The organism is Sulfurivirga sp. (assembly GCF_015490265.1).
GTDB lineage: Bacteria > Pseudomonadota > Gammaproteobacteria > Thiomicrospirales > Thiomicrospiraceae > Sulfurivirga.
Genome location: NZ_WFYD01000062.1, coordinates 1 through 22791 on the forward strand (window position 1 = coordinate 1; position 22791 = coordinate 22791).

Below are 22791 nucleotides of genomic sequence, written 5' to 3' on the forward strand. Positions count from 1 at the left end.
AACTCGATGCGGGCATGGGTCATGAGGGGAATGGGAATGGCCAGCGCCGGCTGACCGGTGGCGATGCTGTATTCGCCACTGAGAATGAGTTTGGCGGGGCTTGTGCCCTCAGCGACGCTCATACAGGCGTTTGTGATCTCTGATCGCCTTGAGGCGGTAGCGGCCACGGTTGTATTCGGGCAACACCACCTGGCCTTCGTAGAGCCCTTCCGGCTGGGTGTGGTAGAGCTGCAGGTAGTCGGCGTAATCCAGCGGCTGGCGGTGGTCGATCTGCCAGCGGTGGTCTTCGGTGAACAGATGGTCGCGATAGCCGGGTTCCACGATGCCGGTGAAGAATTCGGAGACGCAGCCGGAGCCGTAGCTGAACAGACCGATGCGCTGGCCGGTGAGGTCTTCCGGCGCGTTGTCCAGCAGGGAGGCCAGCCCGATGAACAGGCTGGCGGTGTAGCTGTTGCCCAGCTGGCGGTTGTAGGCCTGCATGGGGGCGAGCAGGGTCTTCAGCTCATCATCGCTCAGTTCGACGCCGGTGAGGCGGGTCAGCTGGCGGTGGGCCTTCTCCGCCATCTTGGTGAAGGGCAGGTGGTAACAGAACCAGTCGATGTCCTCGTAGCGGCGGCCGGTGTTGGCGGTGAAGTGCTTCCAGGTCTCCCGCAGGCTGTTGAGATAGACCTTGGTGGAGTATTTGCCGTCCACCAGCGCGGTTTCCCGGTAGTTGGGTCGCCAGAAGTCCATCACGTCGTCGGAGTAGAAGCCGGAGCCAGGCTCCAGCGTCAGCAGGCGCGGGTCCCGCTTGATGATCATGGCCGCCGCGCCGCAGCCCTGGGTGGCCTCGCCGGAGGAGTCCACGTCGTATTTGGCGATGTCGGCGGCGATGACCAGCACTTTCTCATTGGGGTTGGCGTGCACCAGTCCCTGGGCCATCTGCAGGGCGGCGGCGCCGGCGTAGCAGGCGTGCTTCAGTTCGATCAGGCGGCAGTTCTTGTGCAGGCCGAGCAGGCCGTGCAGGTAGGCGCTGGCGGACTTGGACTGATCGACGCCGCTTTCGGTGGCCAGCAGCACGGCCGTGATCTTGTCGCGCTCGATGTGGTTGAACAGGGGGTCGGCGGCCTTGGCGGCCAGGGTGACGATGTCCTCGTCCGGCGGGGCGATGGACATGCGTTCCTGCCCGATGCCCACGTAATACTTGTTGACGTCCACGCCCTTTTCGGCGGCGAAGGTGTCCAGGCCCAGATAGTAGTCCGCCGTGGCGAAGTGGATCAGATCAATGCCAACCTTCATCAGAATCTCGACTGTTGCAGTAGCAGCTGACGGTTATCGAACAGCGCTTCAAAGGTGGCGGCGCCGAGCAGGAACTGGGCCGTGTGGTAGGCGCGCCGGAAGTGCTCGATAACCTCGATGACCGCCTCGGTGCTCTCCGTGGCGGCGCGCAGCAGCGGCCCGGCCACGCCACAGGCGGAAGCGCCCATTATAACACACTTGACCATATCCACCCCTGAGCGGACGCCGCCGCTGGCGATGAACGTGGCGCGGTTGCGGTAGGGGGCCGCCTGCCGCAGGCTTTCGACCAGCGTCAGGCCCCAGTCCTGAAACTCGAAGCCCAGCGGGTCGTCGGCGCGCAGGGCTTCGATGCGGCTCCAGCTGGTGCCGCCACGCCCGGCCAGGTCAAAGTGATCCACCCCGGCGCGCAGCCCCAGCTCGATGTCCTCGGCCGACAGGCCGCAGCCCACTTCCTTCAGAATGACCGGCACGTCGATGCCATCAGCCACCTCGGCGATGCGTTCGGCCAGGCCGGCGAAATTGCGGTCGCCGCCGGGCTGGATCACCTCCTGCAATGGGTTGAGGTGCAGGTAGAGGGCGTCGGCATCCAGCACGTCGATCAGGTCCTCGATCTGTGCCAGGGTGACGCCCTCGTTGAGCTGCACGGCACCCAGATTGGCAATCAGCGGCACGCTGGGTGCGTAGCGGCGCAGGGCGAAGCTCTCCGCGGTTTCCGGGTGTTCCAGCATGATGCGCTGGGAGCCCACCGCCATGGCCACGCCACAGGCCTCCGCCGCCTCGGCCAGATGACGGTTGATGCGGTGCAGGGCCGCCCCCTCACCGCCGGTCATGCTGGAGATGAGGAAGGGGAAGCTCAGGGTGTGCTCCAGCAGCGTGCAGCAGGTGTCCACCTCGTCATAGTCCAGTTCCGGCAGGGCGCGGTGGGTCAGGCGGATGGCGTCCAGCCCGCTGGCGTGCCGGTCCACCTGCGGGTCGTTGAGCACCAGTTCCACATGGTCGTGCTTGCGCTGGCGGATGTCGCTCATGAGCGCTGCCGCTCCAGCTTCAGGTGGGCTGCCATCAGCTCACCGGGATTGGTCTGGGCCGCCAGCAGTGACAGTTCGCCGCACAGCACGGTGGCGGCGCAGATGGCTGCCAGTCGGCGGGCGTTTTCACCCGGCGCACGCTCTTCAAGGCAGCCCATGCGGCTCAGGTTGTCGCGCACGAAGTCCAGCCCTTTGCCGTTGCCCACCGTGCCCACGATCAGGTTGGGCAGGGTGGTGGAGAAGTAGAGGTCGCCCGCCGGCGTCACCTCGGCGTGGTTGATGCACTGGGAGCCTTCCACGATGTTGGCGGCGTCCTGCCCCGTGGCCAGGTAGAAGGCCAGCAGCATGTTGGCGGCATGGGCGTTGGCGCTCATCAGCGAGCCCGCGGCGATGCTGCCGAGCAGATCCTTCTTGATGTGCAGGTCCACCAGCCGATGGGGCGTGGTCTTGAGAAAACGGCGCACCAGCCGCTCGGGAATGACGCATTCCGCCACCACATACTTGCCGCGCCCGTGCAGGCTGTTGACGGCGGAAACCTTCTTGTCAGTGCAGAAGTTGCCGGAGATGGACACATACTGCAGGGCCGGATACTGCTCCAGCAGCCAGGGAATGAGCCGGTCGGCGGCATTGGTGACCATGTTGTGGCCGGAGGCGTCTCCGGTGGTGAAGTCCAGCCGCAGAATGAGCAGGTTGCCGATGATCTTCGGGTGCACGTCGATCAGGCGAGCGAAACGGCTGGTTTCCGCCACCACCGTCTGCAGGTCCTCCAGCCGCCCTGTCACCGCTTCGGCGATGTCCCGCGCCGAGCCGGCATCCGGTGCCTGCAGGGTGATCGAGCGGCTCATGCGTGCGTCTACCAGCGTGATGCGGATGCCACCGGCGTGGGCCGTGACCCGCGCCCCGCGGTTGACCGATGGCCAGAGGGGCGTCTCGTAGGTGGCCATGGGGGCCTGCACTTCGGCGTCCAGGTCGCCGGTCAGCCGCAGTGGGCCGACCCACTGCATGGGAATGGTGGCGTAGAGGGTGTCAGTCATGGCGCCATTATTGGAAGGGGCCAAAATCCTGTCAAGAAAAGTCGGGTGCGGGTCTTGAAAGAAAATAATCTGACTCTATGATGAAAAATCGAACGATAGACAGATCAAAACAACCCGATGACAGGAGGTGAGACCATGACCGAAGTACGCATGCCGCTTCTGGGCGAAAGCTTTCCCGAGCTGGAGGTTCAGACCACGCATGGCCCCATGAAGCTGCCCGAGGATCTGAAGGGCAAGTGGACCGTGCTGTTCAGCCATCCGGCGGACTTCACGCCGGTGTGTACTACCGAGTTTGTCGGCTTCCAGCAGAAGAAGCCGGAATTTGACGCGCTCAACTGCCAGCTGATCGGCCTGTCCGTGGACCAGGTGTTCTCCCACATTCAGTGGGTGCGCTGGATCAAGGAGAAGCTGGGCGTGGAAATCGAATTCCCCATCATCGCCGCCACGGACACCATCGCCGCCTCCATCGGCATGCTGCACCCGGGCAAGGGCAGCAACACCGTGCGCGCCGTGTTTGTCATCGATCCTGAGGGCGTGATCCGCACCATCCTCTACTATCCGCAGGAGATCGGCCGCAACATCGACGAGATCGTGCGTGTGGTGAAGGCGCTGCAGACGTCCGACGCCAATGGCGTGGCTACCCCTGCCAACTGGCCGGAGAACAGCCTTGTGGGCGACCATGTCATCGTGCCGCCGGCGGCGGACGAGAAGACCGCCGCCGAGCGCGAGAAGCAGTACGAGTGCTTCGACTGGTGGTTCTGCCACAAGTCACTGTAAGAGCAGCTCATCTGAGCGGTGGAGAAAAGCGGGCCTCTGTGCCCGCTTTTTTATTGGCATGATGGTTGCTATGTAGCCCCTGTCAAACTGTCGTCAAGGAACGGATTATGACCATTCGCGCCAAACTCTACATGGGGATGATCGGGGTGTCGCTGCTGCTGGTGGTGATCACCGCCATGGCCCTGATGAACCTCAATCTGGTCAAGTCGCAGCTGAATACGGTGATCGTGGAGGATCAGCCGCGCGCCTTTGCCACGCTGGAGCTGGCGCGGGACGTGGAGCGCCTGTCGGCTCATCTGGTCAGCTACATGCTGACGGGCGAGGAGGCCAAGCTGCAGAAGGTGCAGCAGGATCTGGAGCAGCTGGAACGCCGGGCCAGTCGGCTGGAGAAGCAGCTGGCCTCCCCGTCCGACCGGCAGGTGCTGGCCGGCATCCGGCAGAAGATCGATCTGGTGCGGCAGAAGTTGCCGCAGATTGAGGCGATGGAGAAGGACGACACCATCAAGTATCCGGCGCTGAAGGTGGTCTCCAGCGGCATGGACAGCGCCGCGCAGAAGATTCAGGGCGCGCTCTCCCAGATGATCCTGTCCGAACTGTCCGACATGGATCCGGAGCGGGCGGACCTGTTGCAGCAGCTGATCGACCTGCAGAAGACCTGGCTCAACATCATGATCAACCTGCGCGGGTTCGTGGCCTTCCGCAGCCATAACATGCAGGAGAACATCGACAACTTCCTCGACGTGTTCGAGAGCAAGCTGGGTCAGCTGGAAAAGGTCGAGGACCTCACGCTGGAGGAGGAAGAAGGCATTCCGGTGGTGCGTGAGAACTACCAGACCTGGCGTGAGAACTACATGGTGCTCAAGGGCGTGCTCACCAGCGACAAGTGGCGCATGGACGCCTGGATGTTCGTCCATGAGGTGGACCCCATCCTGATGGAGATCGAGCAGGATCTGCAGAAGCTGCTGCAGTCGGTCATTCAGGGCATTCAGGCCAAGGGCAGGGCGGCCGAAGAGCAGACCCACCGCAACATCTGGATCATGAGCGCGCTGGCCGGTGGCGGCCTGTTGCTGGGCTTCGTGGTCATGGGCTTCGTGATGCGCTCCATTCTCTCCTCGCTGGATGACCTGCGCGAGGCCATGAAGAATGTCTCCAGCGGCGAAGCGGACCTGACCTTGCGCCTGCCTGAGGACGGCAAGGACGAGCTGGCGGAGATCTCCCACTACTTCAACCGCTTCGTGGGGCGCATTCAGGAGGTGGTGCGCCAGCTGGTCAGTGATGCCCAGCAGCTGGAGCGGGCCGCGCTAGTGCTGTATGAGCAGAGCGAGGGCGCGCAGAAGGGGATTGACACCCAGTTCAGGAGCGTGGAGCAGCTGCAGACGCTGATGGACAAGCTGGAGCAGGAGGCCAACGAAGTGGCCGGCTTCTCCACCAACACCGCCCGTGCGGCCAATGACGCCATCGAGCGGGTGGACGACGGTGTGAGCAAGGTGGCCGGCACCCAGCGCACCATCGAGACCCTGGCGGAAGTGATGGTCAGCCTGCGCGACAGCATTCAGCTGCTGGATCAGGAGAGTGAGACCATCGGTTCGGTGATCAATGTCATTGAGGACATCGCCGAGCAGACCAACCTGCTGGCGCTCAACGCCGCCATTGAGGCGGCGCGGGCCGGCGAGCACGGTCGCGGCTTCGCGGTGGTGGCCGACGAGGTGCGTCAGCTGGCGCAGCGCACCCAGGAGTCCACGCAGGAGATTTCCAATGTCATCAACCGCATCCGTGACAACACCCGCCAGACGGTGGAGCGCATGGAGGCGGGCGAGCAGGCGACCGAAGAGAGCCGGGCGTCCATCGCCGCCGCCGAGCAGGGCCTCAAGCCGGTGGTGGAGTTGATGCGCGACCTCAACAGCCTCAGTGGTGAAATGCAGCAGGTGGCCCAGCAGGAGACGGAGCTGGTGCGCACCGTGGGACAGCAGATCACCCAGATCCGTCAGGTGACCGAAGAGACGGTGCGCCAGGCGCAGGCCACCAAGGAGGAGGGCGAGAAGCTGCGGCAGCTGGCCCACCACCTGGACGAGTTGCTCAAGCGCTTCCGCGTGTAGGGTTTTTCAGCTGGCAAAAGAAAAGGCCACCGTGAAGGTGGCCTTTTTCATTTGGTGTGGGAAGGTTGTCAGCCTTCCTGCTTGTGCAGGTGCACGTCCATCTGCGGATAGGGGATGGAGATGCCCTTCTCGTCGAAGGTGAGTTTGACCTTCTCGTTCATGTCCCACAGCACGGCCCAGTAGTCGCTGCTCTTGACCCAGGCGCGCACGGTGAAGTTGACGCTGGAGTCAGCCAGTTCGGCCACCGCCACCACGGGCGCGGGGTTGTCCAGAACGCGCGGGTCCGCCGCCAGCAGGGCTTCCAGGGTTTCCTTCGCCAGCTTCAGATCGTCGTCATAGCCGATGCCGAAGGTCATGTCCACGCGACGGGTGTCACGGGCGGAGTAGTTGGTGATGGTGTCGCCGTAGATCTTGCCGTTGGGCACGATGATCTCGCGGTTGTCGCCGGTGTGCAGCTGGGTGGAGAACAGGCTGATCTGATCCACCACGCCGCTGATGCCGGCGATCTCCACGAAGTCACCCTTCTTGAAGGGGCGCAGCAGAATCAGCATCACGCCGGAGGCGAAGTTCTGCAGCGAGTCCTTCACCGCCAGACCGACGGCCAGGCCGGCGGCACCCAGCAGTGCGATCAGGGAAGTGGTGTCCACGCCCAGCTGGTTGAGCGCGGCGATGACCACCACCAGCAGCAGCACCGCCTTGAGAATGGTGCCGAGAAAGTCGGTGAGCATGGGATCCAGCGGGATGCGGTTGAGGCTCTTTTTGACCAGTTGCACGATCCAGCCGGTCAGCCAGTAACCCACTACGGCGATGACAATGGCCATGGCGATCTTGATGCCCCACGGCAGGGCCATGTCGACAAGCGCTTGGGTATCCATCGAGGGTATCCTCCTGTGTTGTCAAATTATTGATGCCAGTGTTCAAAAAATGGCGGCGGAATTATTGACGATGTTGCGGCATAATACAAGCCGTTTCTGATCGGGGGAGTGGGTGTGCTGACCTATCCGCAGCTGGATCCTGTTGCGCTGGATCTGGGGTTTTTCCAGGTGCGCTGGTACGGGCTGATGTATCTGATCGGGCTGGGGCTGGGCTGGCTGATCGCCCGCCATCGGGCGCGCGCCTCCCACATCTGGACGGCCGAGAAGGTGGACGATCTGCTTTTCTACGTAGCCTTCGGGGTCATTCTCGGCGGACGTCTGGGCTATGTGCTGTTCTACAACCTGCCCTACTATCTGGATCACCCGCTGGAGATCTTCCAGCTGTGGCACGGTGGCATGTCATTCCACGGTGGCCTGCTGGGGGTGATCACCGCCATCTGGCTGTTCCACCGTCGTCACCGCATTCCCTTTCTGGCCATCGGCGATTTCATCGCCCCGCTGGTGCCGCTGGGCCTGCTGGCCGGGCGGCTGGGCAATTTCATCAACGGCGAGCTGTGGGGACGGGCCGCCCCCCCGGACAGCCCGTTCGGCATGCGATTTTTCGATCCCGCGCTGGGGCATGAGGTGGTGCGCTATCCCACCCAGCTGCTGGAGGCGACGCTGGAAGGGCTGGTGCTTTTCGCGCTGCTCAACTTCTATGCCCGCTGGAAACCGCCGGTGGGGGCGCTGTCCGGTGCCTTCCTGGTTGGCTACGGGCTGTTCCGTTTCATCGTGGAGTTCTGGCGCGCGCCCGACCCGCAGCTGGGCTATCTGGCCTTCGGCTGGTTGACCATGGGGCAGGTGCTCAGCACGCCCATGATCATCGCCGGCCTGTGGCTGTGGCGCCGGGCCTATCGTCACAACCGCGGCATGACCGCCTGGTGAGGAGACCATGAGACAGTATCTGGACCTTCTGCAGCACATTCTGGACCACGGCACCGACAAGGGGGATCGCACCGGCGTGGGCACCCGGTCGGTGTTCGGCTATCAGATGCGCTTCGACATGGCGGACGGCTTTCCGCTTCTGACCACCAAGAAGCTGCACATCCGCTCCATCATCTACGAGCTGCTGTGGTTTCTGCGCGGGGACACCAACATCCGCTATCTGCATGAGCATGGGGTGACCATCTGGGACGAATGGGCCACGGAGGATGGTGAGTTGGGGCCGCTTTACGGCAAGCAGTGGCGCGCCTGGCAGACGCCCCATGGTGAGGAGATCGACCAGATCAGCGAAGTGATCGAAACGCTGAAGACCAACCCCAACAGCCGCCGCATGATCGTCACCGCCTGGAATCCGGCCGATCTGCCGGATGAGTCCCTCTCACCGCAGGAGAACGTCAAACGGGGCAAGATGGCGCTGGCCGCCTGCCACGCCTTCTTCCAGTTCTACGTGGCCAACGGCCGGGTGTCGCTGCAGCTGTATCAGCGCAGCGCAGACACCTTCCTCGGCGTGCCCTTCAACATCGCCAGCTACGCGCTGCTGCTGCACATGGTGGCGCAGCAGACGGGCTATGAGCCGGGCGAGCTGATCTGGACCGGCGGAGACGTGCATCTGTATCACAACACGCTGGAACAGGCGAAACTGCAGCTGACCCGCGAACCGCGCCCGTTGCCCAGGCTGCATATCCGACGCAGGCCGGAGAGCATCTTCGACTACCGTTTCGAGGATTTCGAGATCGTGGACTACGATCCGCACCCGCACATCAGGGCCGAGGTGGCGGTGTGATCAGCCTGATCGCCGCCATGGACCGCAACCGCGCCATCGGGCGCGGCAATGCCCTGCCGTGGCACCTGCCGGATGACCTGAAGCATTTCAAGCGTCTGACGCTGGGCAAACCGGTCATCATGGGGCGCAGGACCTTTGAGTCCTTGGGTTGCCGGCCGCTGCCGCAACGGCCCAATTTCGTCGTCTCCCGTTCAGGGTTGGATGCGGAGGGCGTGACCGTGCTGCCCGATCTGGATGAAGCGGTGGCAGCGGCGCGGGCCACCGGTGCGGAGGAGATCATGATCATCGGCGGGGCGCAGATCTACCGCCAGATGCTGGACTGGGCCGAGCGCATCTATCTGACGCTTGTGGAGACGGAGATCGACGGGGCGGACGCCTGGTTTCCCATGCTGCCGGAGGCGGACTGGCAGCTGGTGGGGCAGGAGAGCCACCCGGCGGATGAACGGCATCCGTGGCCGTTTCACTTTCAGGTATGGCACAGAAAAGCCCCTCAGTGAGGGGCCTTCCATTCAGAACATCAGCATCTGCAGGCGGCGGCGGTATTTCTTGACCAGTTCCGGGGCTTCGTCCGCCAGCATGTCGAACACGTCCAGCAGCAGCGCCTTCACCTTGCCGTCCATCACGTTCACATCGGGGGTAAGCGCCTTCATGAAGGCTTCAAACGCGCCTTCGTAATCCTGCCGCAGCAGCTTGTGGGCCGCCTCGGCCACCCGCAGCTCCGGGTTGTTGGGGTCTTCCGCCAGTTTCTTTTCCACTTCTTCCAGCGGGCCGGCGGACTGGGCGGTGCGGGCGAATTTGAGAATCAGACCCAGCGGCTTCCCCTGGGCGCTGTTGCGCACTGCTTCCGGCAGGCTGTTGTAGAGTTCCGCCGCTTCGTCGATGCGGCCGGTCTTGAGGAAGATGTTGACCAGATCCAGATGGATGCGGGTGTTGCGCGGGTCTTCCGCCGCCGCCTTCTTGAGCAGTGCGATGGCAGTGTCCGCGTCTCCGGCGCGGAAGGCGGCCAGCGCCTGCTGGCGCAGGTCATCGGAGGCACGCACCAGATGGGGTTCCAGCAGCTGACGGAAGGCGGATTCCGGCTGGGCGCCCATCAGCTCGGCCACCGGCTGGCCGTTCTTGAACAGCTTGAAGGTGGGCACGGAACGCACCCCATACTGCATGGCCAGCGTCTGCTGTTCGTCGATGTTCACCTTGGCGAGAATGAACTGCCCGGCCATCTCTTCGGCCAGCTTTTCCAGCACCGGCATCACCATGCGGCACGGGCCGCACCAGGGTGCCCAGAAGTCCACCAGCACCGGCTGCTGGCTGGAGCCTTCGATGACCACCTGATTGAAGTTGTCCTGGGTGACGTCGATGATGAATTCACTCTTTGCCATGGTCTCGCATCTCCTTCAGTTCGTAGAGTGTCTGCAGCGCCTCTCGGGGTGTCATGGCGTCCGGTTCCAGCGTGTCGATAAATTCCAATATGGGGTCGGGTTGCGGGGTTTCAACAAACAGATCCAGCTGCGGCTGGGCAGGCTGGGCGTTGAGGCTGTGGCGTTCCAGCTCGGCCAGTTTTTTCCGGGCGCGGGCGATGACGGCGCGGGGCACGCCCGCCAGCGCCGCCACCTGCAGGCCGTAGCTCTGGGAGGCGGGGCCGGGTCTGACCTGATGCAGAAAGACGATGCGGTCACCATGCTCCACCGCGTCCAGATGCACGTTGGCCACGCCGTCCAGCTGCTCGGCCAGCTGGGTCAGCTCGAAGTAGTGGGTGGCGAACAGGGTGTAGGCGCCCACCTTGCGCGCCATGTGTTCGGCCACCGCCCAGGCCAGCGCCAGCCCGTCGAAGGTGGAGGTGCCGCGGCCGATCTCGTCCAGCAGCACCAGTGAGTCGGCGGTGGCGTGGTGCAGGATGTTGGCCGTCTCGCTCATCTCCACCATGAAGGTGGAGCGGCCGGAGGTGAGGTCGTCGGAGGCGCCGATGCGGGTGAAGATGCGGTCCACCGGCCCGATGACCGCTTTCTCGGCCGGCACGAAGCAGCCGGCATGGGCCATGAGCACGATCAGCGCCGTCTGGCGCATGTAGGTGGACTTGCCGCCCATGTTGGGGCCGGTGATGATCTGCATGGGCTGCTCCACCAGCACCGTGTCATTGGCGATGAAGGGCTCGTCCGAGAGCGCTTCCACCGTCAGGTGGCGGCCCTGTTCGATATGAATGCCCCGTTCATCGGTGAGGGCGGGGCGGGTGAGGTTGAGGCTGCGGGCCCGTTCGGCGAGCGCGGCCAGCACATCCAGCTCTGCCAGCGCGGCGGCGGCCCGCTGCAGCGGAGCCAGATGTTCATTGAGCCGTTCCAGCAGCTGCTGATAGAGCCACTTTTCCCGCGCCAGCGCCTTTTCGCCGGCGGAGAGGATTCTGTCCTCGAATTCCTTCAGCTCCGGAGTGATGTAGCGTTCGGTGTTCTTGAGGGTCTGGCGGCGCACATAGTCGGCGGGCACGGCATCCGCGTGGGTGCGGGTGACCTCGATGTAGTAGCCGTGCACCCGGTTGTAGCCCACTTTCAGGGTGGGAATGCCGGTGCGTTCCCTTTCCCGCGCTTCCAGCGCCGCAAGAAAGTCGCCCGCCTCGTCCCGGAGGGCGCGCAGTTCATCCAGCTCCGCATCGAAACCCGGCGCGATCACGCCGCCGTCACGAATGGTCATGGGCGGGTTGTCCACCAGCGCCCGGGTGAGCAGGTCGTGCAGCTCAGGCTGTGGCGCCAGCGCCTCGGCCTGTTGCGTCAGACCCGCGCCTGTCAGCGCCTCCTGCAGGGCGGGCAGCTGGCCCAGCGCCGTGCCCAGCTGCACCAGATCCCGCGGGCGGGCGGAATAGAGGGCCACGCGGGAGAGAATGCGCTCCACATCGCCCACCGGCTTGAGCAGCTCGCGCAGGGTGTCCTCATGCCAGCCGTCCAGAAGCTGCTCGATGACGTCGTGCCGGGCGCTGAGGGTGGCACGGTCACGCAGCGGCTGGGTCAGCCAGCGTCTGAGCAGGCGGCTGCCCATGGGCGTGCGGCAGGTGTCCAGAATGGACGCCAGGGTGTGTTCCTCGCCGCCGCGCAGGTTCTCGACGATTTCCAGATTGCGGCGGCTGACCGCATCCAGAATGAGAGTGTCGCCCAGATGCACCCGGCGGAAGCCTGTCAGGTGCTTGAGATCGTGGCGCAGCATGGACTGGGCATAGTGCAGCAGCGCGCCCGCCGCGCCCAGCAGGGCGGGAGCGCCGTCCAGCCCGAAGGCGCGCAGGTCTTCGGTGTCGAACTGGTCGCGCACCTTGCGCGCGCCCGTGTCCGGCTCAAAGTGCCAGTCGGCCAGCGGCGTGACGGCCGCCTCCACCGGCAGGTTCAGTGCGCTGCCTTCCGGCAGCAGGATCTCCGCCGGACTCAGGCGGGCCAGTTCGGCGCGCAGCGCAGTCTCGTCGTCGCATTCACACCCTTCGAAGCGGCCGCTGGAGACCTCCAGCCAGGCCAGCCCGAACCCTTTTTTGAAGGGAAGCACCGCCGCCAGCAGGTTGTCGCGGCGGGCGTCCAGCAGGTCGTCCTCGGTAAGCGTGCCCGGCGTGACGATGCGCACCACCTTGCGCTCCACCGGCCCCTTGCTCGTGTTGGGGTCGCCCACCTGCTCGCAGATGGCCACCGACTCGCCCGCCTGCACCAGTCGGGCCAGATAGCTTTCCACGCTGTGGTAGGGCACGCCGGCCATGGGGATCGGCTCGCCGGCGGACTTGCCCCGTTTGGTGAGGGTGATGTCCAGCAGCGCCGCGGCCCGCTCGGCATCCTCGTAGAACAGCTCGTAGAAGTCCCCCATGCGGTAGAACAGCAGATGGTCGGGATACTCCGCCTTGATGCGCAGATACTGCTGCATCATGGGGGTGTGCTGGCTGAGATCCTGGTTCATGGCAAACCTGTGGGAAATGGGCGTGATATGCTAAAAGACCCTCGGGAGTAAAGCAATGGAACCAAGGGTTGAGCTGACTGAGCGTCTGGCGCAGGCGCTGCTGGCACGGGGCTGGATGCTGGTGACGGCGGAGTCCTGCACCGGTGGCATGGTGGCCGAGTGGTGCACGTCGATCTCCGGCAGCAGCCGCTGGTTCTTCGGCGGCTTCGTCACCTATGACAACCGCGCCAAGATGGAGTGGCTGGGCGTGCGGGAGGAGACGCTGCGGCTGCATGGCGCGGTCAGCGAGCAGACGGTGCGGGAGATGGTGGACGGGGCGTTGAGCCGCTCGCCGGCACAGGCGGCGCTGGCCATCTCCGGCATCGCCGGGCCGACCGGCGGCACGCCGGACAAGCCGGTGGGCACGGTGTGGATCGGCTGGGGGATCGAGGATCGGCGCTGGGCCGAGCGCTTCCACTTCGACGGGGACCGGGACGCGGTGCGCCGGCAGGCGGCGCAGGCGGCGCTGGAAGGGCTGTCGACCCGCCTGCAACTCCTGTAAAATGAAACGCTTATCACACAACCGCCGTTGATTGACGCCATCTATGAAAAACAGCCGTTTTGAGCGCGGAATCTATTTTCTGCCCAACCTGATGACCACCGCGGCGCTGTTCGCCGGCTTCTACGCGGTCATCGCCGGGCTGAACGGCCAGTTCGAGGCGGGAGCCATGGCCATCTTCATCGCCATGGTGTTCGACGGACTGGACGGGCGCATCGCGCGGCTGACCAACAGCACCAGCGCCTTCGGAGCGGAGTATGACTCGCTGGCGGACATGGTCTCCTTCGGGCTGGCGCCGGCGCTGCTGCTCTACAGCTGGGGGGTGAGCGAATTCGGCAAGCTGGGCTGGCTGGCGGCGTTCGTCTATGTGGCGGGCGCGGCGCTGAGGCTGGCGCGTTTCAACGTGCAGGCCGGCAGCCTGAGCAAGAAATACTTTCAGGGTCTGCCGTCACCGGCGGCGGCGGCCTGGGCGGCCGGCTGGATCTGGGTGGTGGAGCATTACGCCCTGCCGATGGAGGTGTCGGCCCATTTTGTCGGGGCGGTGCTGCTGGTGCTGGCCGGGCTGCTGATGGTCAGCAATGTGCGCTATTTCAGCGGCAAGGAACTGAATCTCAAGAAAAAGGTGCCCTTCGTGGCCCTGCTGGTCATGGTGCTGGTGCTGGTGGTGATCGCCATCGAGCCGGCGCTGATCCTGTGGAGCTTTTTCAGCCTGTATGCGCTGTCGGGGCCGGTGATCACGCTCCGGCAGCTGCAGCTGCGCCGCCGACTACGGGCGCAGGCCCGTGAGAATCTGCGCAAGCGGCGCGAACAGGCGGCCGCGCCCGAGGCTGACATGCCGCCGAAGAACAGTTGAGGAACCGAGACATGAGCAACAAGGAACGTCTGATCATTTTCGACACCACCCTGCGGGACGGGGAGCAGAGCCCCGGCGCCTCCATGACCAAGGAGGAGAAACTGCGCATCGCAAAGCAGCTGGAGAAGCTGCGGGTGGATGTGATCGAGGCGGGCTTCCCCGCCGCCAGCCCCGGCGACTTCGAAGCGGTGAAGGCCGTGGCCGAGGTGGTGAAGGAGAGCACCGTCTGCGGTCTGGCCCGTGCGGTGGAGAACGACATCGTCAAGGCGGGCGAGGCGATCCGTCCGGCCGAGAGCGGACGGATCCACACCTTCATCGCCACCTCGCCCATCCACATGGAAAAGAAACTGCGCATGACGCCCGACGAGGTGGTGGAGCGGGCCGTGTGGGCGGTCAAACGGGCGCGAGACTTCACTGACAACGTGGAGTTTTCGCCGGAGGACGCGGGCCGCTCCGAGCTGGACTTCCTCTGCCGCATCATCGAGGCGGTGATTGACGCCGGCGCCACCACCATCAACATTCCCGATACGGTGGGCTACAACGTGCCGGAGCAGTTCGGGGCGCTGTTCAGGCAGCTGATCGAGCGCATCCCCAACTCGGACAGGGCGATCTTCTCCGCCCACTGCCACAACGATCTGGGTCTGGCGGTGGCCAATTCGCTGGCGGCGGTGTGCAACGGCGCCCGTCAGGTGGAGTGTACCATCAACGGCCTGGGCGAGCGTGCCGGCAACACGGCGCTGGAGGAGGTGGTCATGGCGGTGCGCGTGCGGCAGGACTACTTCCCGGTGGACACGCGCATCAACACCCGCGAGATTCTGGCCACTTCACGGCTGGTCTCCAGCATCACCGGCTTCCCGGTGCAGCCCAACAAGGCGATCGTGGGCGCCAACGCCTTCGCCCACGAGTCCGGCATCCATCAGGACGGCGTGCTCAAGCATCGCGAGACCTACGAGATCATGCGCGCCGAGGATGTGGGCTGGAGCGCCAACAAGATGGTGCTGGGCAAGCACTCCGGTCGCAACGCCTTCCGCACCCGCATGGCGGAGCTGGGCATCGAGTTCGACACCGAGGAGGCGCTCAACGAGGCCTTCATGCGCTTCAAGGAGCTGGCCGACCGCAAGCACGAGATCTATGACGAGGATCTGATCGCGCTGGCCACCGACGCGGCCAACCAGATCACGGAGAACGAACGCTACCGGCTGGTGAGCCTGCATGTCTGCTCCGAGACCGGCGAGACGCCCGTGTGCGAGCTGACCCTGTGGATCGATGGCGAGGAGCACAGGGCCAAGGAGGCCGGCGGCGGCGTGGTGGACGCCACCTTCCGTGCCATCGAATCGCTGGTGGACTCCGGCGCCGAGCTCAAGCTCTACTCCGTGAGCAATGTCACCAACGGCACCGACTCCCAGGCGGAGACCATGGTGCGGCTGGAGAAGGCCGGGCGCATCGTCAACGGACAGGGGGCGGACATGGACATCATCATCGCGTCCGCCAAGGCCTACATCAACGCGCTCAACAAGCTGTGCGCGGCCGATGAGCGCGCCCACCCGCAGCGGGAGACCGATGGCGACATCTGAGCCTCGGCGCGTGCCTGCCGTCGTGGTCGCCTGCGTCGTCTGTCGGCAGGGCGTGCGCGCATGAGCGGCCGGCTGCCGGCCGAGCTGCTGCTGGACTGGGGTGAACCCGTCTGGCGGCTGCGAGACGGGGTCTCCCCCATTTTTGCAGGCCGCCGTGCCGGCGCGCCGGTTGCGTCCGAGGACAATGCCCCGCAGAACCCCGGTTTTGCGGGGTTTTTCGTCCCTGAGGCGCTGGATGCGCAGGAAAGCGCCCTGCTGTCTGCCATCGAACGGGTGTTTCCCCAACTGGGCGCGCGTTGTGCGCTGGAGGATCCGGCGCCGCTGCTGGAGGCGGACGGTGGCCGGGCGGTCATCTTCGGCGAGGCGGACTGGCTGGCGGACGCCGATGAACTGCCGGTGCGCCTGTGTGTCGTGCCCGCTCTCGGCCAGATGCTGGAAGACCCGCTGGCCAAGAAGCGCGCCTATCTTGCCCTGCTGAACTTCCTTGCCGACGCATGAGTTGCTTTTCCCATCTGCGTGTCATGGACGTGGACGATCTGGACTGGGTGGAATCCGTGGAGCGGCGCTGCTACCCCATGCCCTGGTCCCGTCGTGGACTGGAACTGGCGCTACGCAACGGGCTGGGCTTCATCTTCTGCGCCGCCGATGAAACGCCACTGGGCTACTGCTTCGTGCAGACGGCGGCCGACGAGGTGGAACTGCTCAACTTCGCCGTGGCTCCGCAGCAGCAGGGACGGGGTGTCGGCAGCGCGGCGCTGCGGGCGCTGCTGGGCCGCTTCGAAGGCGGGCGCTTCGCCCAGATGTTTCTTGAAGTGCGCGCGTCCAACACGCCCGCCATCCGTCTCTACCAGCGCGCCGGCTTCAACGAGATCGGCCTGCGTCCCGGCTACTACCGCAACCCCGACGGCAGCCGCGAGGACGCCGTGCTGATGGCCCACACCTTTCTGCCCGACTTTCCAGCCTGAAAAGCCTGCCTGAAATCGGGGAAAGCGTGGCGATTTTCCGCCGCGACAGACCACCGTCCGGCAAAAATGGGGGAGACCCCATCGTCAGGGCGCTTTCAGCATGGCAGGGCGACTTCTGCGGTGTCGTGCCGTTCGCCGGTGGCGGTGACCGTGGCGTATCGGGTCGGCCTGCAACAATGGAGGGCGCCACACCGGAAAAAATCGACGGAAGGCCGCATTTCCCCCTGTTTTCCGCCAGGCCGCCGGCGCGGTTGCGCGGCGGACCGTATAAACGGGAGAGACCCCGTTCAGTGGGCGTTGCGGGGCGGAAAAGGGTTGTTGGGCGGGCTTTTTCCGATGTGCCGCGGGCGGGTCGGACAGGCATTGGGCAAAAATGGGGGAGACCCCGTGTGGGACGGTGTCTGCCGGTTGCCCGGCAGAGCCTTTGAGAAGCCTCGGCCACTCAGTGACCGCCGTGGCCGAGGCTGCGGGCGTAGAGGGTGAGGGCAAACAGAGCCAGATAGCCCCAGATGACCAGCCCGGCCAGCAGGGTGGCGCCGGTCAGGCGCAGACCGGTCAGCCCCAGCTGTTTCAGCTGGCGCACCAGCACCCACAGGGCGGCGATGGCGGCCAGCACATTGAACAGATTGAAGGCGCGCAGCCACGGGTCATGGCGGAAGCTGGCCCAGGGTTCCGCCGTCTGGGGCAGACCCACCAGCCAGTAGAAGGCGTTCTGCAGATCCGGCGCGTAGTGCAGGAAGAAGAAGGCGCCCACATGGCTGAGGGCGCCGATGAGCATCAGCGGCCCGAGCGCCAGTCCGGCGTGGTCGAACATCTGCCAGAAGGGCACGCGGGCAAATCGGGCCGCCAGCCAGAAGCCGCCGAACACCAGCGCCAGAGTGCCGGCGGTGGCGGTGACCAGCGCACTGAAACCCACCCAGTCCAGCCCACCGAAATCCGGCAGGTGAGCGGCCAGCCAGTGGCCCATCTGCACCCACGGCAGCTGTTCCTTGAGGGCGGAATGCCCCAGAGCGTGATGCAGGCGCATGGTCATGGTGATGACAATCAGCAGGGTGAGAAACACCCACACGGTCATGCGCCGGTCCAGTTTTCCGGAATGGCTCAGCTGGGTCATGGGCGGCACCAGATCCCACCGGACGGCGCTGCAGGCCTGCGCGCAGTCCATGCAGGTGGTGCAGTCCTGCATGTCGTTCTTCTGCTCGAACAGGTAGGGGCGCAGTTTCCACTGGCACGCCTTGACGCAGTCGAAGCTGCGGCAGCTGGTGCAGCGGCTCTGGTCCGTCTCCAGCCGGGCGAAGCCCACCTTGCTGAACGCCTTGGTGACGCTGCCGATGGGGCACAGATAGCGGCAGTAGTCCATGTTGCGGTAGCGGTAGAACATGAACCAGGCCAGCAGGGTCAGCGCCAGAAAGTAGCTGGCGGTGACCAGCGGGTTTTTCAGCAGCCCCGGCCACAGGTAGAGCGGCACCCAGTAGCTGACCACCAGCAGTCCCAGCCCCCACCAGCGGTTGCGCAGCCAGTTGGGCATCAGCTTTTGCGGCCCGGACCGGTTGAGCCAGCGACCGATGAAGCTGTGGGGGCAGATCATGCAGAACACCGGCCCCAGCGTCACCATGGTGGTGATGAGAAAGAAGGGCCAGAACAGTGACCAGAACAGCGCCGTGGTGTAGGGGTTCTCCTCCGCCTTCGGGTAGATGAAGCCGAAGGCGATGGCGGAGAGAAACAGCAGCAGCACCGCGGCCCGCAGGCCCTCCAGCAGCGCGTGGCGGCGCAGCAGCGGGCCGATCAGCGGCCAGTCGAGCAGGTTGCGGGTCATGGCCGGATGTCCTCAGAAGGTGTATTTGTAGCGCAGCTGCACATAGCGCGGCTCGCCCGGCACATAGCTGGTCTTGCTATAGGAGCCATACCAGGTTTTGCTGGCCTCCTCCGCGTAGCGCAGGTCGAACAGGTTGTTCACATTCAGCTGCAGGTCATGGTGGCCGTGCCGCCAGCCCACCATCAGGTCGGCCACCATGTTGTAGCCGGGGTAGCGCTCGGTGTTTTTGTCATCCATGTAGTAGGCGTCCATGCCCCGGCCGGACAGGCGTGCCCGCCAGGCGCCGCGGTGGAAGTCGGCATACAGCATCCAGCGCTGTTCCGGGGTGAAACGCACCGCATTGCCGGAGTAGTCGATGCCGTCGTCCTTGAAATCGATGTAGCGGTAGTCCAGTCCTTCCCAGTTGGCGCCCACATCCAGCCAGCTGAGCAGGGTGTAGCCGAGGCTCAGCTCCAGCCCTTTCTTTTCCGTCCGTCCGGCATTGGTGTAGTAGGTGGCGCCGGTGGCGTCGGTGCGTTTGACGATCTCGTCCTCCAGGTTGATCAGGTAGGCGGCCAGCTCTCCGTGCAGTTTGCCACGGCGGAACCGGGCGCCCACTTCATACTGGGTGCTGGTGGAGGCTTTCAGATCGGCCCCCCTGCCGACGGCATAGTTGGCGGAGACCTCGTTGTCGGTGGGCGCCTGCTGGCCTCGGCTCACATTGGCGTACAGGTTCACGCCCGGCAGGGCCTTGTAGAGCAGCCCGATCTTGGGGGAGAGCAGGTCGTAGTCGGCGCTGTAGCTGTAGCGGCCTGCGCCGGTCACATAGTTGCCGGCGGCGTAGTCATAGCGCTCCCATTGCATGCCGCTCACGTCGAAGTTGAGCCGGTCATAGCGTACGCCGGCGTCCATGGACAGGCGGTCGGTCAACTGCAGGTGCTGCTGGATGTAGCCGCCAAACAGGGTCGAGGTGCTGTCGCTGCGCTCCATCAGCGCGCCTTTTTCGTCGGAGAGCACCTCGGTGATTCTGGTTCCGCTCCATCCTGATGTAACCAGATAATCACGATAGCGGTAGCGCTCGCTCTTGTCGGTGGCGTCCTGCCGTCCGGTCAGGCCCACGACCAGCTGTCCCTTGCGGCCGAACAGGGTGTTGTGGCGGCTCAGCGGCAGATCCAGCCCGACCACATGGTCATACTTGACATTGATGGTACCGGTGACCGGGTGGAAGTGATCCCACCAGTTGGCATAGATGCGCGGCTGGAACCGCCAGTCGCCCAGACGGGTGTCATAGCGGCTGTTGAGAAAGAAAATGTGGCTGTAGCGCCCGCTTTTGACGAAGGCGCTGCCGGTGGCATCCGGCGTGTTGCGGGTCTTGCCGCTGTCCATGTATTCATCGAAACCGGTCTGGTTGAGCGTGCCCGGCAGCTGCAGGTTGGCCTCCGTGTAGCTCAGTTCCGTCTCCAGCGCGCTGTCGTTGTTGAAAAAGTGCCCGTGCTTGAGGCTCACCTGCGTGGTGTCGAATTTGTTCCACTCGCGCCAGTCATTGTCGGAGGCGCGGCGGCTCACATTGAGGGAGAACATGTCATCGGCCCCGGCGCTGAAATGCTTGCGGGCGTTCAGGTCATAGCTGCCGAAGCTGCCCCTGGCCGCCTTGACGCGGTCGCCGGTGGTGTCGAACACCGACTTGGAATGCAGGTAGATGACACCGCCGGTGGCATTGGCCGCCTCGATGGAACCGGGCCCCTTGAACACTTCAAGACTGTCCAGATCGTCAATGTCGATGTAGTCGAAGCGGGTGAAGCTGTCCGGGTCGGTCATGGGCACGCCATCGCGGATGACCATGATTTCGCGCACCCCGTAGCGGGCCTTCAGCCCAGCGCCACGGATGATCAGACGGCTGTCGTAGCCGTTGCTTTTGCTGATGGCCGTCACGCCCGGAATGCCCTTGAGCACGTCGTTGATATTGCGGGGAGCGCGCTGTTCAACCGCCTGCTGGTCCACCACCGTGACGGCGTGGGGCACTTCGCTGGCAGGGGTTTCCATCTTGGTGGCGGTGACGCTGACGGCCTCCATCTCTTCGGCCAGAGCGGGGGTCGATACGGCTGCGAGCACGGCTGTGGCAATAAGCGTTCGGCGCATGATGGACTCCTTTTTCATATTGCAGACCCTAAACACTGATGGATGTGCGGGTATTAGACGATTGAGTGTTCGGGAAAAGTCTGAAGAAAGCCTTGAAACAGGCTTGCGAAAGTATTGAGGTGGCAGGATGGGGATTGACAGCCGGTTTGAGATTTGTTGCCACTGTTGCCGCCTGCCTGGAGAACGGATGACCAGGGCTGAAGGTGACAGGCCGTGACGCTGCATTCGGAGCAGGTCGCACGGCAAAAGGGCGCTCGTCACACCGGAAAAGCCGGCTGACCGCGCATTTCCACGCCATGCTCCGCTCGGCCATCAGCGCGGTTGTACGGCAGGCTGTAAAAACGGGGGAGAGCCCGTTCAGCGGGCATTGCGGGGTGGGATATAGCCACGGAAAGGGCGTTTTTCCGGCACGCCGCAGGCGCGTCAGACGGGCGTTCGCTAAAAACAGGGGAGACCCCGTGCGGAGTCTGTCATTGCGGGCGCGGTCGTGCCCGCCGGGATTCAGGTGCGGTATTCCTGCGGAATGGTGCGGGCGATCACTCTGGCCATCTCGCGGAGCATGGCCGGGTTGGCCGCCAGAATGTTGCCGGACTTGAGGAAGTTCTCGCCCCCGGCAAAATCGGTGACGATGCCGCCGGCTTCGCGCACGATCAGCGCACCGGCCGCGATGTCCCATGGGCGCAGGTTGAACTCCCAGTAGCCGTCCACCCGTCCGCAGGCCACATAGGCCAGGTCCAGCGCGGCGGAGCCGGGACGGCGGATGCCCGCAGTATGCATCATGAAGTGGCGCAGGCTGGCCATGTAGCTGTCCACGAAGTCGAACTCCCGGTAGGGGATGCCGGTGGCCAGCAGCGCCTGTTCCAGCCGCCGCGTCTCGCTGACGCGGATGCGGCGGTTGTTGAGCCGTGCCCCTTCACCCCGGCTGGCGGTGAACAGCTCATCCCGGATCGGGTCGTAGATGACGGCGTGCTCCAGCCGTCCCCTGATGCGGATGGCGATGGAGACGGCGAAGTGGGGAAAGCCGTGCAGGAAGTTGGTGGTGCCGTCCAGCGGGTCAATGATCCACTCCGCCTCGGCGTTCTGCACCCGTCGGCCGTGACCCTCCTCCGCTATAATGCTGTGCTTCGGGTAATACTTCTCGATGGTGTCCACGATGGCCCGTTCGGCCTCGCGGTCCGCCTCGGAGACAAAGTCGTTGTAGGCCTTCTGTTCAACATTCAGGCGGTCGAGGTCGTCAAAGTGGCGGCGCAGCAGGCCGCCGGCCTTTTCGGCCGCCCGGATGGCGATGTTCAGATAGGGATGCATGGGTGTCCTGACATTGAATTTCGGGCGCGGAATTATACCCCACGGGCGGAGCGGAAGGGGCCTTTGAAGGAGTGTGGCATGGAAGCAGTCGTCCGGCCGGACAACCACTGTGACGACCCGCATCTGTCCCGGCTGCGGGTGGTGCTGGTGGAGCCCTCCCATCCGGGCAACATCGGTGGCGTGGCGCGGGCCATGAAGAACATGGGCCTGTGTCGGCTGGCGCTGGTCAATCCGCCGGCGGACTGGGCCGGCGAGCAGGCGCGCGTGCGCGCCACCTCGGCGCTGGATGTGCTGCAGCGGGCGGAGGTCTTCGACAGTCTGGAGGCGGCCATCGCCCCCTGCTCGCTAGTGCTGGGGGCCAGCGCCCGGCTGCGTTCCAGCCGCTGGCCGCAGCTGCCGGTGGACGAGGCGGCCTCGCTCGCCTTCGCCCGGGCGCAGGAGGGGGAGCATGTGGCGCTGGTGTTCGGACGGGAGAAGTCCGGTCTGACCAATGCCGAGCTGGATCTGTGCCATGCGCTGCTGCACATTCCCACCAACCCGGCGTGCAGCTCGCTGAACCTGGCCGCGGCGGTGCAGGTGGTGGCCTGGGAGGTCTATCAGCGCTGGCTGGGTGACGAGAAGCCGGTCAGCAGCACCTTCGAGGGCGCGCCGCGGGTCAGCGCCGAGGTGATGGAGGGCTTCTACGACCACCTGTTCACCCTGCTGGAGCAGGTGGAGTTCATGGACCCGAAGCAGAACGCACATTTTCGCCGGCGCATGCGCAAGCTGTTCCACCGCGCCGGGCTCAATCAGAAGGAAGTGGACATTCTGCGCGGCATTTTCCGCGCCTGTCAGCGCAAACTGGGTGTACTGGACTGAAT

At 64.7% G+C, this 22791-nt stretch carries 20 protein-coding genes; 11 read left to right on the plus strand and 9 right to left on the minus strand.

Features of this window, described 5'->3' with window-relative positions; all coding sequences use genetic code 11:
* Positions 1-108 precede the first annotated feature (108 nt).
* Genes F8K16_RS04165 through F8K16_RS04175 form a run of 3 tightly spaced genes read right to left on the minus strand, consistent with a single transcriptional unit; the run spans position 109 to position 3337 of the window.
* Positions 109-1278, minus strand: coding sequence for a hydroxymethylglutaryl-CoA synthase (locus F8K16_RS04165; protein WP_294947351.1), 1170 nt, complete (start codon positions 1276-1278; stop codon positions 109-111).
* The gene (gene fni, locus F8K16_RS04170; RefSeq protein WP_294947353.1) at positions 1278-2303 is read right to left on the minus strand and encodes a type 2 isopentenyl-diphosphate Delta-isomerase; all 1026 of its coding nucleotides are present in this window, start codon (positions 2301-2303) and stop codon (positions 1278-1280) included. The genes F8K16_RS04165 and fni overlap by 1 nt, the downstream gene beginning before the upstream one ends.
* Positions 2300-3337: a hydroxymethylglutaryl-CoA reductase gene (locus tag F8K16_RS04175; protein ID WP_294947355.1), complete on the minus strand. Its 1038-nt coding sequence runs from the start codon at positions 3335-3337 to the stop codon at positions 2300-2302. Before F8K16_RS04175 ends, fni begins: the two co-directional genes overlap by 4 nt.
* Positions 3338-3472: 135 nt before the next feature.
* On the opposite strand from F8K16_RS04175, the gene F8K16_RS04180 reads away from it, so the two are divergent.
* Positions 3473-4114: a peroxiredoxin gene (locus F8K16_RS04180; protein WP_294947357.1), complete on the plus strand. Its 642-nt coding sequence runs from the start codon at positions 3473-3475 to the stop codon at positions 4112-4114.
* Between the two features lie 107 nt (positions 4115-4221).
* Positions 4222-6210: a methyl-accepting chemotaxis protein gene (locus F8K16_RS04185; protein ID WP_294947360.1), complete on the plus strand. Its 1989-nt coding sequence runs from the start codon at positions 4222-4224 to the stop codon at positions 6208-6210.
* 68 nt (positions 6211-6278) lie between these two features.
* Here the strand turns inward: F8K16_RS04185 and F8K16_RS04190 are convergent, their stop codons facing one another.
* Entirely contained in the window at positions 6279-7085 is an 807-nt protein-coding gene (locus F8K16_RS04190) for a mechanosensitive ion channel domain-containing protein (protein ID WP_294947363.1), read from the minus strand.
* Positions 7086-7199: 114 nt separating this feature from the next.
* On the opposite strand from F8K16_RS04190, the gene lgt reads away from it, so the two are divergent.
* From lgt to F8K16_RS04205, 3 genes are read left to right on the plus strand one after another with little or no spacing between them, the layout of a single operon-like run.
* Positions 7200-8009: a prolipoprotein diacylglyceryl transferase gene (gene lgt, locus F8K16_RS04195; RefSeq protein ID WP_294947365.1), complete on the plus strand. Its 810-nt coding sequence runs from the start codon at positions 7200-7202 to the stop codon at positions 8007-8009.
* Between the two features lie 7 nt (positions 8010-8016).
* Positions 8017-8850 (plus strand): thymidylate synthase, encoded by an 834-nt coding sequence (locus F8K16_RS04200; RefSeq protein ID WP_294947368.1) that lies wholly within the window; start codon positions 8017-8019, stop codon positions 8848-8850.
* Entirely contained in the window at positions 8847-9347 is a 501-nt protein-coding gene (locus F8K16_RS04205; protein WP_294947371.1) for a dihydrofolate reductase, read from the plus strand. The genes F8K16_RS04200 and F8K16_RS04205 overlap by 4 nt, the downstream gene beginning before the upstream one ends.
* A gap of 12 nt (positions 9348-9359) precedes the next feature.
* Here the strand turns inward: F8K16_RS04205 and trxA are convergent, their stop codons facing one another.
* Positions 9360-10226 (minus strand): thioredoxin, encoded by an 867-nt coding sequence (gene trxA / locus F8K16_RS04210; protein ID WP_294947373.1) that lies wholly within the window; start codon positions 10224-10226, stop codon positions 9360-9362.
* Entirely contained in the window at positions 10213-12762 is a 2550-nt protein-coding gene (mutS, locus tag F8K16_RS04215) for a DNA mismatch repair protein MutS (RefSeq protein WP_294947376.1), read from the minus strand. The genes trxA and mutS overlap by 14 nt, the downstream gene beginning before the upstream one ends.
* 55 nt (positions 12763-12817) lie before the next feature.
* Between mutS and F8K16_RS04220 the strand changes: the two genes are divergently transcribed.
* Genes F8K16_RS04220 through rimI form a run of 5 tightly spaced genes read left to right on the plus strand, consistent with a single transcriptional unit; the run spans position 12818 to position 16692 of the window.
* On the plus strand, positions 12818-13303 hold the full coding sequence (locus tag F8K16_RS04220; protein ID WP_294947378.1) for a CinA family protein: 486 nt from the start codon (positions 12818-12820) through the stop codon (positions 13301-13303).
* A gap of 43 nt (positions 13304-13346) precedes the next feature.
* Positions 13347-14153, plus strand: coding sequence for a CDP-diacylglycerol--serine O-phosphatidyltransferase (gene pssA, locus F8K16_RS04225; protein WP_294947381.1), 807 nt, complete (start codon positions 13347-13349; stop codon positions 14151-14153).
* Between the two features lie 11 nt (positions 14154-14164).
* Positions 14165-15727 carry a 2-isopropylmalate synthase gene (locus tag F8K16_RS04230; protein ID WP_294947383.1) on the plus strand — a complete coding sequence of 521 codons (1563 nt, stop codon included), beginning with the start codon at positions 14165-14167 and terminating at the stop codon, positions 15725-15727.
* Between the two features lie 60 nt (positions 15728-15787).
* Positions 15788-16225, plus strand: a complete 438-nt coding sequence (locus F8K16_RS04235) for a hypothetical protein (RefSeq protein WP_294947384.1) — start codon at positions 15788-15790, stop codon at positions 16223-16225.
* On the plus strand, positions 16222-16692 hold the full coding sequence (gene rimI / locus F8K16_RS04240; RefSeq protein WP_294947387.1) for a ribosomal protein S18-alanine N-acetyltransferase: 471 nt from the start codon (positions 16222-16224) through the stop codon (positions 16690-16692). Before F8K16_RS04235 ends, rimI begins: the two co-directional genes overlap by 4 nt.
* A gap of 442 nt (positions 16693-17134) precedes the next feature.
* Here rimI and F8K16_RS04245 read toward each other — a convergent pair whose 3' ends face one another.
* From F8K16_RS04245 to suhB, 3 genes are all read right to left on the minus strand, one after another.
* Complete coding sequence (locus tag F8K16_RS04245; RefSeq protein WP_294947390.1) at positions 17135-18508, minus strand: 4Fe-4S binding protein; 1374 nt, start codon at positions 18506-18508, stop codon at positions 17135-17137.
* Positions 18509-18520: 12 nt separating this feature from the next.
* On the minus strand, positions 18521-20626 hold the full coding sequence (locus F8K16_RS04250; protein ID WP_294947393.1) for a TonB-dependent receptor: 2106 nt from the start codon (positions 20624-20626) through the stop codon (positions 18521-18523).
* A 501-nt stretch (positions 20627-21127) separates the two neighbouring features.
* Complete coding sequence (gene suhB / locus F8K16_RS04255; RefSeq protein WP_294947396.1) at positions 21128-21931, minus strand: inositol-1-monophosphatase; 804 nt, start codon at positions 21929-21931, stop codon at positions 21128-21130.
* Positions 21932-22009: 78 nt separating this feature from the next.
* Here suhB and F8K16_RS04260 point away from each other — a divergent pair, with 78 nt between their 5' ends.
* Complete coding sequence (locus tag F8K16_RS04260; protein WP_294947398.1) at positions 22010-22789, plus strand: RNA methyltransferase; 780 nt, start codon at positions 22010-22012, stop codon at positions 22787-22789.
* Positions 22790-22791: the final 2 nt, after the last annotated feature.

Bases quoted from the DNA above. Each gene is read 5' to 3' on its own strand.
- F8K16_RS04165 (WP_294947351.1), bottom strand. From the start codon at position 1,278: ATGAAGGTTGGCATTGATCTGATCCACTTCGCCACGGCGGACTACTAT.
- fni (WP_294947353.1), bottom strand. From the start codon at position 2,303: ATGAGCGACATCCGCCAGCGCAAGCACGACCATGTGGAACTGGTGCTC.
- F8K16_RS04175 (WP_294947355.1), bottom strand. From the start codon at position 3,337: ATGACTGACACCCTCTACGCCACCATTCCCATGCAGTGGGTCGGCCCA.
- F8K16_RS04180 (WP_294947357.1), top strand. From the start codon at position 3,473: ATGACCGAAGTACGCATGCCGCTTCTGGGCGAAAGCTTTCCCGAGCTG.
- F8K16_RS04185 (WP_294947360.1), top strand. From the start codon at position 4,222: ATGACCATTCGCGCCAAACTCTACATGGGGATGATCGGGGTGTCGCTG.
- F8K16_RS04190 (WP_294947363.1), bottom strand. From the start codon at position 7,085: ATGGATACCCAAGCGCTTGTCGACATGGCCCTGCCGTGGGGCATCAAG.
- F8K16_RS04200 (WP_294947368.1), top strand. From the start codon at position 8,017: ATGAGACAGTATCTGGACCTTCTGCAGCACATTCTGGACCACGGCACC.
- trxA (WP_294947373.1), bottom strand. From the start codon at position 10,226: ATGGCAAAGAGTGAATTCATCATCGACGTCACCCAGGACAACTTCAAT.
- mutS (WP_294947376.1), bottom strand. From the start codon at position 12,762: ATGAACCAGGATCTCAGCCAGCACACCCCCATGATGCAGCAGTATCTG.
- F8K16_RS04220 (WP_294947378.1), top strand. From the start codon at position 12,818: ATGGAACCAAGGGTTGAGCTGACTGAGCGTCTGGCGCAGGCGCTGCTG.
- pssA (WP_294947381.1), top strand. From the start codon at position 13,347: ATGAAAAACAGCCGTTTTGAGCGCGGAATCTATTTTCTGCCCAACCTG.
- F8K16_RS04230 (WP_294947383.1), top strand. From the start codon at position 14,165: ATGAGCAACAAGGAACGTCTGATCATTTTCGACACCACCCTGCGGGAC.
- F8K16_RS04235 (WP_294947384.1), top strand. From the start codon at position 15,788: ATGAGCGGCCGGCTGCCGGCCGAGCTGCTGCTGGACTGGGGTGAACCC.
- rimI (WP_294947387.1), top strand. From the start codon at position 16,222: ATGAGTTGCTTTTCCCATCTGCGTGTCATGGACGTGGACGATCTGGAC.
- F8K16_RS04245 (WP_294947390.1), bottom strand. From the start codon at position 18,508: ATGACCCGCAACCTGCTCGACTGGCCGCTGATCGGCCCGCTGCTGCGC.
- F8K16_RS04250 (WP_294947393.1), bottom strand. From the start codon at position 20,626: ATGCGCCGAACGCTTATTGCCACAGCCGTGCTCGCAGCCGTATCGACC.
- suhB (WP_294947396.1), bottom strand. From the start codon at position 21,931: ATGCATCCCTATCTGAACATCGCCATCCGGGCGGCCGAAAAGGCCGGC.
- F8K16_RS04260 (WP_294947398.1), top strand. From the start codon at position 22,010: ATGGAAGCAGTCGTCCGGCCGGACAACCACTGTGACGACCCGCATCTG.